The organism is Mesobacillus thioparans (assembly GCF_965138835.1).
Taxonomy (GTDB): domain Bacteria; phylum Bacillota; class Bacilli; order Bacillales; family Cytobacillaceae; genus Mesobacillus; species Mesobacillus thioparans.
On sequence record NZ_CBCSFH010000005.1, the window covers coordinates 34440 to 46613 of the forward strand.

At 46.9% G+C, this 12174-nt stretch carries 9 protein-coding genes and 1 pseudogene; 2 read left to right on the top strand and 8 right to left on the bottom strand.

The genetic code is table 11. From position 1 onward, the window contains the following. Positions 1-30: 30 nt before the first annotated feature. The 6 genes and pseudogenes from ggt to ACNAZ4_RS10205 form a co-directional block, all read right to left on the bottom strand. Positions 31-1716: a gamma-glutamyltransferase gene (gene ggt, locus ACNAZ4_RS10180; RefSeq protein WP_415814240.1), complete on the bottom strand. Its 1686-nt coding sequence runs from the start codon at positions 1714-1716 to the stop codon at positions 31-33. Positions 1717-1851: 135 nt separating this feature from the next. Then, entirely contained in the window at positions 1852-2628 is a 777-nt protein-coding gene (locus ACNAZ4_RS10185) for a YtxH domain-containing protein (protein WP_415814242.1), read from the bottom strand. A gap of 410 nt (positions 2629-3038) precedes the next feature. Continuing rightward, positions 3039-3872, bottom strand: a complete 834-nt coding sequence (locus ACNAZ4_RS10190) for a YfkD famly protein (RefSeq protein ID WP_415814243.1) — start codon at positions 3870-3872, stop codon at positions 3039-3041. A 126-nt stretch (positions 3873-3998) separates the two neighbouring features. Next, complete coding sequence (locus tag ACNAZ4_RS10195) at positions 3999-4616, bottom strand: YczE/YyaS/YitT family protein (RefSeq protein WP_415814244.1); 618 nt, start codon at positions 4614-4616, stop codon at positions 3999-4001. 335 nt (positions 4617-4951) lie between these two features. Further along, positions 4952-6019: pseudogene (gene cax, locus ACNAZ4_RS10200) on the bottom strand (calcium/proton exchanger); the annotation flags it as partial. 93 nt (positions 6020-6112) lie between these two features. Further along, positions 6113-6496 carry an OsmC family protein gene (locus tag ACNAZ4_RS10205; protein ID WP_415814245.1) on the bottom strand — a complete coding sequence of 128 codons (384 nt, stop codon included), beginning with the start codon at positions 6494-6496 and terminating at the stop codon, positions 6113-6115. Between the two features lie 148 nt (positions 6497-6644). Between ACNAZ4_RS10205 and ACNAZ4_RS10210 the strand changes: the two genes are divergently transcribed. Beyond that, positions 6645-7823, top strand: coding sequence for an MFS transporter (locus ACNAZ4_RS10210; RefSeq protein WP_415814246.1), 1179 nt, complete (start codon positions 6645-6647; stop codon positions 7821-7823). A 15-nt stretch (positions 7824-7838) separates the two neighbouring features. On the opposite strand, the gene ACNAZ4_RS10215 is transcribed toward ACNAZ4_RS10210, so the two are convergent. Continuing rightward, positions 7839-8777 (bottom strand): DMT family transporter, encoded by a 939-nt coding sequence (locus ACNAZ4_RS10215; RefSeq protein ID WP_415814248.1) that lies wholly within the window; start codon positions 8775-8777, stop codon positions 7839-7841. A 171-nt stretch (positions 8778-8948) separates the two neighbouring features. Here ACNAZ4_RS10215 and ACNAZ4_RS10220 point away from each other — a divergent pair, with 171 nt between their 5' ends. Beyond that, entirely contained in the window at positions 8949-10889 is a 1941-nt protein-coding gene (locus ACNAZ4_RS10220) for a heavy metal translocating P-type ATPase (RefSeq protein ID WP_415814249.1), read from the top strand. 451 nt (positions 10890-11340) lie between these two features. Here the strand turns inward: ACNAZ4_RS10220 and ACNAZ4_RS10225 are convergent, their stop codons facing one another. After that, positions 11341-12156, bottom strand: a complete 816-nt coding sequence (locus ACNAZ4_RS10225; RefSeq protein ID WP_415814250.1) for a YihY/virulence factor BrkB family protein — start codon at positions 12154-12156, stop codon at positions 11341-11343. Positions 12157-12174 lie beyond the last annotated feature (18 nt).

A 12174-nucleotide genomic window follows, 5' to 3' on the forward strand; every position in this document is an offset into this window, starting at 1 on the left:
CTGAAAGAATTTCAGCCTGCTTTTTGGTTCTTATTCATCCAGTCCCGTCGCTTTGCCTTCCCTGCTGGAATCGGCAGCTCCATGAAGGACACCTTTTTCACGATCGAATTTGATAGCCTGGACATTTCCAAGCGGGAATGGACCATCGGCGAATTCAAAGCCCTTAGATTCCATTTCACCTTTTGCTTCCATGCTGATCCCCGACTCCCAGCCAATTAACGGGCCGGTACTATTGAAGATTCTCGGCTCCTCGATGGCCTCTTTCAGGTCCATGCCGAAATCAAGTACATTGACAATCGTCTGGAATACGGAGCCGATGATTGTTGGCCCGCCAGGTGATCCCAATGTCAATACAGGGTCATCGTCCTTGAAGACAATCGTCGGCGTCTTGCAGCTGACAGGCCTCTTTCCTGGCTGGATTTCATTCAGGCCACCCGGAACAGCATCAAAGTCGGTCATTTCGTTATTTAAAACGAAGCCATGATCCTTGACCATGATTCCAGAGCCGAACGGGTGCTCAACGGTAGAAGTACAGGCAACGATATTGCCCCACTTGTCTGTAACCGTGAAATGAGTCGTTTCGCTTCTTTCTCTTTCAGGCTCGAAAGGCTGGCGGACGATGTTGATTTCAGTGCCGTCTCCATAAGCCCATGGATTTCCGAAATCGACCGAATCATTTCTGCGTTCCCAATTGATCAATTTCCGGCGTTCTGCAAGGTACTCCTCACTCAGCATTCCTTTTAACGGAATTTCACCAAACTCCGGATCACCGGAAAAGGCAATCTTATCGGAAAAAGCGATCCTCATCGCTTCTGTGAACAGGTAATACTTTTCCCATGATTTCACATCATATTTGCTGAGGTCAAAGCCTTCGAGAATCTTCAAGATTTGCAGCATCGTCGTTCCGCCTGCACTTGGCATATTGGATGAAGCAATCTTGTATCCTCTGTAGCTTCCCCATACCGGTTCATCAATCGAAATTTGATAATTTTTCAGGTCGGACATCTCCATGATGCCGCCAAGCTCTTTTAGCGTCGAGATAATGGCTTCCCCAATCTCGCCTTCATAAAATGCTTCGATCCCGTCTCGCTGTAGGATGCGGAACGTTTTTGCCAGGTGTTCCTTCTGGTAGACATCTCCCTCTTTAAGCGACTTCCCTCCTGGCATGAACAGTTCCCTCGCATGGTCGCCAAGTCGATAATCGAAGGTATTAAGACTTTCTTCCATGATCCAGTTGACCTCTATCCCTTTTTCGGCAGCCTGGGCAGCTGGTTCGATCAATTCGGCAAGCGGTTTTGTTCCATATTCCTTCCTAGCCGCTTCCATTGCTTTCAAAATCCCCGGCACCCCAACTCCAATTGCATGCGTGGATCTCTCTTTGAATGGAATGACCTCGCCTTTTTCATCTAAAAATAGTTCAGGGTGTGCTGCTTTCGGTGCTCTTGTATGGCCATCAAATATCTTCGTTGTTTTGCTTTCCGCGTGATAAACCATGAAAAAACCGCTGCCGCCAATACCTGTCATCATCGGTTCACCGACGTTCAGGCCGAATTGGATGGCGATTGCGGCATCGATTGCATTCCCGCCGTCACGCAGTATTTTTTCCGCTGCATTCGTTGCAATCGGGTGTGCTGAAGCGGCCATCGCGATTTTTCCTGTTGCTGTTTCTCTATCATAATCACACCTGTTAGAGCGTGGTTTGAATTCCTTATCCATTGACATTGCCTCCTAAATTAACTGACTGTACTAGTTAATACCCTTCTGACTAACTAAAGAAACAAGCAAATATATGGGAAGGCAGACAGCAAAAAGCCAGCCCTTTTCCAGGACTGGCTTTAGTATTTACTACTATTAGCGATTGTTATCATTTTTTTGGTTTTCCGGTGTTACCGTGAAGGCGTTCGAAGTATTTCCGAGCCCTGTTGTATCAGAAGGTTTGCTTTCCATGCCAGTTGCATACGCATCAGCAGCATGATTGGATCCGGAGTTAGAAGAACCAGTTTCAGAAGCAGTGTTGACTACCGGGTTATCCATTGCAGTTGTTCCCGCTTCCTTCACTTTCGACCCAACTTCCTTAAGGTCGTCCTTTGCATCCATCACGGTCTGCATCGCTTCAGAAGAATTGGACTTCGCCTCGTTCATCTTGCTGAAGACATCATCATTCAGGCGCTGGTAAAGGTTCTGAGCATCACTGATCGCTTCTTTTAAAATGGTTGAAGCTTCCCTGAAGCTGCTCATCATCTGCTCCTTCACATCAGAAGGATTGTTCTTGACTTCGCTGAATACATTCATTGACGTATCTTTCGCATTGACTGCTTTGTCCTTTACCTTTGTGCGGGTATTGGAATCAAGCATCGCCATTGCTCCGCCGATTGCAGCTCCGATCAGCAAGCCCTTCATCAGCTTTCCGTTCGAAGACGCAGAGCTGCTAGAGCTATCATATGAATAGCCGCCGCCCATTGATGGATTGTTTGAATATGAATTACCTGAATTCGTGCTTGCGTAAGTTGTTGTTCCAGTCGTTGGATCGTATGAGGCGTTTTCCATTGAAGAAGTATAGGTATTGTTATTCATAGTTGAATTGTTGCCCATTGGATTTTGGTTGTTAGAAAACATATTGTTAGACATAATCTATTTCCTCCTTAGTTTTGGTGAGTGAATTTGTTATGTCTATCTAATTCCCGGCATGTACAGGCGTTAAACAGGATATATCTGCCTTTTGTCAAGAGGAAAAAATTACTAGCTACCGCACCATAAAAACAGCCAGGGTTCTTTTTTTAGAGAAACCTGGCTGTTTTGCTGCCTGGTTCGCTTTAGATACCAGGCTTATTTGTTTTTTCGTAAGGCTCTTTTCTCAAACTTTGTTGCTATTGCTTACAAAATAGGATTGGATTACCTAAGATTAGTCACGCAATTAACGCTTATTATGAGAAAAGAGCTTGCAAACTTAGTACCGACATACACAATGGCTATTATTACGTTAAAATCGGCTTTTGGATTTTAACAACAATCTTTACGAAAACAGCCTTTCGTATAAATTATCTCGGCCGTTCACTCGAAACGAATCCAAAGCTGACATGGTCCTGAACCGGGATCCATGCTCCGATTCCCTGCGAAACTACATTTTTGACAACGATGAATTTCTTGCTGCCTTTTAGCATTAGGTAGACTTCGCCATATGTGACCTTGCCTTTTTCATTGATGGCTGGTGCATAGGCATACAGATACCCGAGACGCTTCGGCTGGATATTGTAAATATGGTCTTTTTTCGTACCGGCTCCGACAATGGTTTCGAACGCAAGCGGCAGACCTGATTTCTTGGCTGCTTGTAACAGCATCATTTTCTGTACATCTTCGGCATTCTTGATTTTTGCCGTCAAACCGCCCTTCACGACTTTTTGCTGTTCCTGTACATAATGAATTTGATAAATAGCATTTCCGCCACGATTGTCGAAATAATTCGTATTGATCTTCTGGAATTCCCAGTTCGGTGAGGTTTCTTGCGACTCATAATTCAACGGCCACTCACCGAGATAAACAATCGCCCGGTAGCCGATTGCAAATGGCGTGCTGCTGATGGATGTTTCATTCAGCATCCGGATCAAATCAGGGTTCTCGATCTTCACCTTAGAGGTTTTAATCAAATTCTTTGTCAGCTCACTTGGCTGAAGGAAAGGCAGGTCTTCAGTCGGGTTCGGATACGTATTATCCTTCGTGATATTCATGACTGAATTCGGAATCACATACTTCGAATTTTCCGCCTGCTTTGGCTGAGGAGCTTTTTTCGCCTTCCCTTCCTCAGCAAAACCAACTGCTAAAATGGACATCATGAAAACCAACGTCATAACAAGGATTGCTGCTGCTTTTTTCATCGGTGTGATACTCCTTTCACTACAGGAAACTTATAAGTTTGTTCATAGTGTTTTCGGAGTTAGGCCACTTTATCCAAACTTCCATAAAAAAGAGGCACTGCTAAAGCGCAGAACCTCAATTTTTCATTACCGTGCTGATGTGAGAAGCTTATTATACAATTTTTCACACGAAGGATAGAACAATTGGATCAGCGGCCCAATTGCGAAGGTCACAATCAATGTCCCGATCCCAATCGGCCCTTTGAAGATGAAGGCCGCCGACAAGGCGATCACTTCCCCAAGCGTCTTTGCAGCCATTAAATTCAGATTGAACCGTTCCCTTAAAGCCATCATGAAATTGTCGATCGGAATCAGCGGGAACCTCGGCTGCAGATAGACCGCCAGCCCGAAGCTCAGTGCCACCATTCCGAGTAAGAAGACCCCGACTTGCTTCACATACCCGGTGACAATCATGGTATCGAACACGCGCAATAACCAGAAATCAATCAGCACACCCGTGATGAGCAGAGTGATAATCGCAGCAAAATCAGGGCGTCTTTTTACCAGGGAGGCATTGAGGAAAATCATGATGATCCCGACAATGACAACCCAGCTGCCAGGTGTCAGCCCCACCGTCTTCGAAAGCCCCACATTAAGCGCATCCCACGCCCCAGTCCCCAAATTCGCTTTAATGGTCATCGATATTCCGAAAGACAGAATCGTTAACCCGATGATAAAAAAAAGAGTGCGATAAACAAAAGCCATATTCCATATTCTCCTTTTTCTGAACCTGCTATTGGACATTTTGATAGCTCTTTGCCTCTGAATTGTCCTTTAAACTGCTTTTCTTGGACATTTTGATCACACCAACGGCNNGAAATGTCCTTTAAACCGCTTTTCTTGGACATTTTGATCACACCNACGGCNNGAAATGTCCTTTAAACTGCATCTCCTGGACATATCGACCGTATGCCGGCTTCAAAATGTCCATTAACTCTCTCTATGATGATCAATCCAGGCAGCGCAGGTGATGCTTGTTCTTTTTTACAGCGAAAAAAGAACCCTGTCCTCTCGGAACAGAGTTCATTAGTTCTATTATATTAAAGCAGGTAAAATCCAATTCCCATTATAACATAGGCGCCTAAAAGTGTAAGCCCCTCGAACCAGTTTGTTTCGCCGTCGTTTGCGATGCTGATGGCGAGGAGCACGGCAACTACCATTGACACCATTTCAGGCATTGAGAATACCAGCGGCATACTCTTTTCGAACAGCAATGAAATTAACACAAGAACGGGGGCCACAAACATGGCAACCTGCAATGTCGAGCCGACAGCAATTTCAACAGCGATGTCCATTTTGTTTTTATAGGCCATGATGACAGCAGAAGCGTGTTCAGCTGCATTGCCGACTATCGCGACAATGATGATCCCGATAAAAAGTTCGGACCAGCCGAAGGATTCTCCCACTTCCTCGAAAGTATGGACAAGATTCTCTGCCACATAGGCCACAGCAACGGTTGCCGCCAGCAGGATCGCCATCGCTTTCCCTTTTCCCCATTCCGGTTCTTCATCATGATGTCCGGCTCCACCTTCAGCTTTGGACTGGTATACCCCTCTGTGGGTGACTAGCTTGAAAAATAACGCAGCAAGATAAAGCGCAATCAAGATCACCGAGATGCCGACACTCAGGCTGAGAGTCTTGCTATCGTTCATATCCATCGCAAATACTTCTGGAATAACGAAGGCGACAATGACTGCAAAAATCAATAGCGCAGAATTGTGTCGGGCGTCATGCACATTGAAGTGCTGGCGTTTAAACTTCAGGCCGCCGACGAAAAAGGATAAGCCTGCTACAAGCAGGAGGTTGCCTAAAACGGAGCCTGTCAAAGAAGCAAGCACGACTCCGACCAGCCCGGCTTTTAAGGCAAAAATGGAAATGATCAATTCGACCGCATTGCCGAAGGTCGCATTCAATAACCCGCCAATCCTCGGCCCTGTTACAATTGCCAGGCTTTCTGTTGCCCGGCCCATGTAGCTTGCCAGCGCCACGATCGTCACACAATAGATGATGAATAACAGTGTACTCGACCAATGCATCAGCGTCCCGATGACAGATAACGGAACACCGGCGAATGTTAAAATCATGAAAATCTTCTTTGCCATAGTCTGATCCTTTCTGCTAAAACACTTATGTTTTTTTCAATATCTCTACCCTTTATACAGCATTCTTAGTCACCAAATCAGCAGTGGTAAAAAAATTTATTATACGATTTCAAACGTTTCTTCGACCTCGATGCTGCCGACCACAGACTGGACCATCGAGCAGTTCTTCCTTGTCAGCACCATTGCCTTCTCGATCTTCTTTTCATCGAGATCGCTTCCGGCTATGCGGAAATGGACAGTAATCTTGCTGACTCGGTTCGCTTCCTCGTCCTCTCGTTCAGCATCCGCCTGGATGTGGATATCCTGAATTTCCATCCTCATTTTCTCCAGCACCTTGCGCAGGACTCCGCCGCTGCAGACCGCAACCGAAGAAACGAGCAACTGGTAAGGCCTGAACCCATATTCCTCATCCCCGGCAATATCCAGTCTTCCAAAACCTGTTTCTGTATAAAAACCAACATCTGGCTTCATTTTAAATTCCATTAGATTCTCTCCTTTTCAACTAGAAATATTTCCCTGATAAAAGAAGATTACACTATTTTACCTTCAATTAAAAATAAAAAATCATTGCACATAAAATTTTATATCGTTAACATCAGAAGAGTATCAATACTCAGGGAGATTTTTAATCATGAATATAAGCATAAAACTTCGTTTCTGGATACTCGTCAGCATCGTTGCCATCTCGGGATTTTCCCAGGGGATGCTGCTGCCATTGATTGCGATCATCTTTGAACAGGATGGCGTGTCATCCTCGATGAATGGCTTGCACGCGACAGGATTGTATATTGGCATCTTGATTGCTTCACCACTGATGGAAGCGCCGCTGCGAAGATTCGGCTACAAGCCGATCATTCTTATCGGCGGCTTACTCGTTGCGGTTTCGCTGGCATTCTTTCCGTTATGGAAATCGTTCTGGTTCTGGTTCATATTGAGGCTCGCCATCGGGATTGGCGACCATATGCTCCACTTTGCCACCCAGACATGGATTACCTCTTTTTCGCGAAAGGACCGGATCGGAAGGAACATTTCAATCTATGGATTATTTTTCGGGCTGGGATTCGCAGCTGGTCCGTTGATGATCGGGCTTGTAAAAATAAATACCGCTCTGCCATTCATCCTTTCCTCGGCCATCAGCCTCGCTGCCTGGCTGACGGTTTGGCTGCTGAAAAACGAACGGCCTGAACACGATACCGACAGCACTTCTTTCTTTGGTACGATGAAAAGGTTTGGAAAAGTGTTCAAATACGCCTGGGTCGCCTTCCTGCCTCCATTCGGCTACGGCTTTTTGGAAGCCAGCCTTAACGGGAACTTCCCGGTCTATGCAATGAGGACCGGTATCGGTGTCGACGCGGTCGCTCTTCTGCTGCCGGCATTTGCTGTCGGGGGAATTATCTCGCAGCTTCCACTCGGAATCTTGAGCGATAAGCTTGGGCGGCGTAATGTTTTGATTGCCGTTACCCTGTCAGGCTTCATTTCTTTCACTGCAGCTGGTTTGCTTGAAAGTTCGACTGTCGGCCTGCTGGTCTGCTTCTTTTTAGCCGGGACGCTTGTCGGATCGACTTTCTCACTTGGAATCAGTTATATGGCGGACCTGCTGCCAAAACAGCTTCTTCCCGCAGGCAACCTGATGTGCGGCATTTTCTTCAGTTTCGGCAGCATCAGCGGACCGTTCATTGGTGGTCTGGCAATTCAATGGCTGAAGGGCATTAGCTTCTTTTATGTCATCAGCACAATGCTGCTGTTGATTTTCATCGCTCTTGTCGCCGTCCGCCATGACACATCCGAACAGCAGGCAAAATCTGCTTAATGAGAAACAGCCTCCCTATTTGGCAGGGAGGCTGTTTCTTTTTCGTGCCGGCCGGTTGACGAGGACAATTCCCGCAACCACCAGAATTAATCCGGCAATGACAAAATAATGTAACGCTTCACCGAGGAGCATTGATGACAAAAGGACACCGAATACCGGCACCAGGAACAGGTACAGCGACACTTTCCCGACCTGATTGTACTTCATGACATTGTTCCATAAGATGAATCCCGTAGCAGACAGGAACGCCAGATAGATGAGCATCAAACCGGACTTGAGGTCAAAATGGAATGGCACCAGTCCGACATTGAAGGCACCGATCGCAATCAATCCCAAAGAACCGAGGATCATCTGGTAGGCGGTCATGTAAATGACCTCCATTTTCGCGCTTCCCTGTTTGGCTAGGATATTGCCGTATGCACCAGCCAACATCGCGCCCATGAGGAGGATTTCCCCGATCCCGAAGTGGATTTCATATTCACCATTCGGCCAGTTCGCAAAAATGACGCCAGTGAAGCCGATCATTAAACCGGCAACCTTCAAACGGCTCATCCTGTCGTCGGGATACAGGAAATGCGCCAGCAGGATCTGGAAGAAGGAAGTTGTCCCGGCGATGATGGAACCCTGGATTCCTGTTGAATAGCTGAGACCGATATAAAACAGGACATATTGAAGGAATGTCTGGAACAGACCTATTTTTAAAAGAGGCATGGTTGTCTCTGTCCTGAATCTCATATTCCTTTTCAAAAATAGGAACAATATCAGGATGAGCAGCCCCGCCAGCAGAAAACGGTAGCCTGCAAACAGCATTTGTTCACCGATTTCATCCGGCTTGATGTCCAGGCTTGCGTAGCTCAACTTTATAAAAGGGAACGCGCTTCCCCAGAGGAAGGTTGCCCCTGCTGCCGACACCACAATGCCAAGCGGGTGGGTAAAAAATTCTTTAGTTGTCATCCATCTTTCTCCTTAGACTATTGCATAATTCTTTCAAAAGCATATATTGTATGGTAACATAATAGTGAACACAATATGTATCTTTTGCTCAGGCTTTCCGCTGTCACCGTTCCGGTGGCAGCTTTCGTGTTTTTTAAGGGTAATGATGGTGATTATTAATATCAATTAGAGATGTTAAAGGAGGAGAAAAGGGTGGCACAGGGAGCTAATGCAATCGCAAAACAAAACAGTGTTCCTGAAGGGGATTTCCTTGGGAAAATCAAGCCGCACGCAGAGCTGATCGCGGCCAGCATCAGCGGGGTCCTGATTGCAGCCGGCTGGATCCTAAGCAAGGGAGATTCACAGACAGCGTCGGTCATCGCTTTTATCCTGGCCTATGCAATCGGCGGTTTCGCAAAAGCAAAGGAAGGCATCGAAGCGACAATCGAAGAGAAAGAATTGAATGTCGAAATGCTGATGATTTTCGCTGCGATCGGATCGGCCATCATCGGCTATTGGACAGAAGGCGCGATCCTGATTTTCATTTTTGCGATGAGCGGAGCGCTTGAAACGTATACGATGAATAAAAGCCATAAGGAAATTTCCTCACTGATGGAACTGCAGCCTGAGGAAGCATTGAGAATCACAAATGGCGTGGAAACGAAGGTCCATGTCTCTGAATTGGAAATTGGTGATTTGATTTTGGTCAAACCGGGCGAAAGGATCCCGTCTGACGGTAAAATTTCCAGGGGCCAGACAACGATTGACCAGGCTGCGATCACCGGGGAATCCATACCTGTATCGAAGGATGCCGGAGATGATGTATTCGGAGGCACAGTAAACCTGACGGGCTCATTGACAGTTGAAATCACCAAGGCAAATGATGAAACACTATTTCAGAAAATCATCCAGCTTGTCCAGAATGCGCAAAGCGAAAAATCCCCGTCACAGCTGTTCATTGAACGTTTTGAAGGGACATATGTCAAAGTCGTTCTCGCTGTCGTTGTGCTGATGATGTTTGTTCCCCACTTCCTGCTGGGCTGGAGCTGGACAGAAACGTTTTACAGGGCGATGATCCTGCTTGTAGTCGCGTCGCCATGTGCCCTCGTGGCCTCGATCATGCCAGCGACTTTGTCGGCGATTTCGAACGGGGCAAAGCACGGGATATTGTTCAAAGGCGGCATCCATCTGGAGAACCTTAGCCATCTGAAAGCCATTGCCTTTGATAAAACTGGCACACTGACGAAGGGTAAGCCGGAAGTGACGGATGTGATTGTGGCTGAAGGTTTGGAGCGTGATGAAGTATTGCTGAAAGCTGCATCGATCGAAAGCCACTCCAACCACCCGCTGGCAAATGCGATCGTGAAGTTCGCGCGGGAGAGCCTTGGCAGGGAGCTTGTGCATCCGGAAAGCATTGAGGACGTGTCCGGCTGGGGCGTCAAAGCTCACTTCGAAAACGAAGATTGGAAGATCGGGAAAGCGGACTTTGTCGGCAGGCCAGCCGCTGAAGCCTTCTCTAACGGAGCAGCAGTGGAACTGGCATCCGAAGGCAAAACGATCGTCTTCATTGAACGGAACAACCAGCTTGCCGGCCTGATCGCCCTGAAGGATGTTGTCAGGGAAGAAACGAAACAGGCAATCGACCTGCTCAAGTCAGAAGGCATCTACACCGTCATGCTGACAGGCGACAGCAAAAATACCGCGAAGGCCATTGCTGCTGAAAGCCATGTTGACGGCTATATCGCGGAATGCCTGCCTGAAACAAAGGTTCAGCAATTGAAGAAACTGAAAGAGGATCACGGCCAGGTGGCCATGGTCGGCGATGGCATCAATGATGCTCCCGCGCTTGCAACTGCCAACGTCGGGATTGCCATGGGTGAAGGCTCAGATGTCGCCCTAGAAACCGCAGACGTCGTCCTAATGAAGAACGACCTGCCAAAAATTGCAGAAGCCATCAACCTGTCACGACGGATGAACCGGATCGTTAAACAAAATATCGTGTTCTCAATTTTGGTGATCATGGCCCTGATTGCATCGAACTTCCTGCAGTTCCTCGACCTGCCATACGGCGTCATCGGGCACGAAGGAAGCACGATCCTTGTGATATTGAATAGTTTGAGGTTGTTGAAATAAAAATGACTCCCGCACGAATTAAATCCGGCGGGAGTTTTTTTGATGCCTTGTTTGTACACTTTTCCTTACATTTCACCGATTTCTGTCCGTCATCACCTTCATGACGGACACTTTTCCTTCCATTTCACCGATTTCTGTCCGTCATCTCCCTCATGACGGACATGGTCCCAGCAACTCGACCGCCTGCTGTCAATCACTTCCCACTTAAACCAAAGACAAAGCGCCCTCCGAGTGGGGGCGCTTGGTGTTAGTGATATCCGTTTGATCCGTTCGCTGAGCCTGATGTTTTTTGGCTGTGGTTGCTTTTGCCTTTTTGCTTGGTGCTTCCGTCTTTTTTCGTCTTCTTTGTCATCCTGTATTCCCCCTGTCTTAAAAAATGAGGAGCATGCCTCATCTTTATCATTTGCTAAAACAGTGAACGTTACAGAGGTAATTTCAGGAGTCCCTAACATCAGCAGCCGGCTTTTTTTTCACTGTAATAGGCATTGATTTCACCGCCGATGATAATGATGTATGCGGACAAATAGAGCCAGATCATCAGGACGATGATGGCACCGATGCTGCCGTATGTGGCTGTGTAGGAAGCGAAGTTGCTGACATAGTAGGAGAATCCGAGTGATACAAGCACCCATCCGCCGGTGGCAAAAAGTGATCCAGGCAATCCGCTGATGCAAGTCAGCTTTTTATTTGGCGCGATCCAATATAATCCAAGAAACACTATAAAAAGGATCAAAATACTGATCAGCCAGCGCAACATATTCCAGACGTGGACAAACTCTTCCTTCAGTCCGAAATTTGCGAACAGCCAGCTGCCGATTTCTTTGCCGAATACCGGCAAAATCAACGCGACGAGGAAGACAAAAATCATCCCGAACGTCAAAAAAATGGCCATTAACCTGCTGACGATGAAGGATCTTGTCTCCTCTACCCGATAGGCACGGTTAAAGGCCCTTACAATCGCATTGATTCCGTTCGAAGCAGACCAAATCGTCGCAAGCAATCCAAAAGACAGCAGCTTTCCGTCTTTTTTCATGATGTCCGCGAGGCTGTTTTTGATCAGGTCCATCGATTCGCCTGGCGCATAGGCATCAAAAAAACCGAGGATATCCATTTCGGAGATTGGCAAATACGGAACCAATGTGACCAGAAAGATCAGAAGCGGAAACAAGGAAAGCAAAAAGAAATACGCAAGCTGGGCAGCAAGTGCCGGAACATCGTCCTCTTGTATCCTGTGCCACATATGCCTGAAAAATGAAATATCAATCATTGATTCACCTCTTTTTTA

Coding starts and splice junctions, on each gene's coding strand:
- ggt (WP_415814240.1), bottom strand. CDS start 1,716: ATGGATAAGGAATTCAAACCACGCTCTAACAGGTGTGATTATGATAGA.
- ACNAZ4_RS10185 (WP_415814242.1), bottom strand. CDS start 2,628: ATGTCTAACAATATGTTTTCTAACAACCAAAATCCAATGGGCAACAAT.
- ACNAZ4_RS10190 (WP_415814243.1), bottom strand. CDS start 3,872: ATGAAAAAAGCAGCAGCAATCCTTGTTATGACGTTGGTTTTCATGATG.
- ACNAZ4_RS10195 (WP_415814244.1), bottom strand. CDS start 4,616: ATGGCTTTTGTTTATCGCACTCTTTTTTTTATCATCGGGTTAACGATT.
- ACNAZ4_RS10205 (WP_415814245.1), bottom strand. CDS start 6,496: ATGGAATTTAAAATGAAGCCAGATGTTGGTTTTTATACAGAAACAGGT.
- ACNAZ4_RS10210 (WP_415814246.1), top strand. CDS start 6,645: ATGAATATAAGCATAAAACTTCGTTTCTGGATACTCGTCAGCATCGTT.
- ACNAZ4_RS10215 (WP_415814248.1), bottom strand. CDS start 8,777: ATGACAACTAAAGAATTTTTTACCCACCCGCTTGGCATTGTGGTGTCG.
- ACNAZ4_RS10220 (WP_415814249.1), top strand. CDS start 8,949: ATGTTAAAGGAGGAGAAAAGGGTGGCACAGGGAGCTAATGCAATCGCA.
- ACNAZ4_RS10225 (WP_415814250.1), bottom strand. CDS start 12,156: ATGATTGATATTTCATTTTTCAGGCATATGTGGCACAGGATACAAGAG.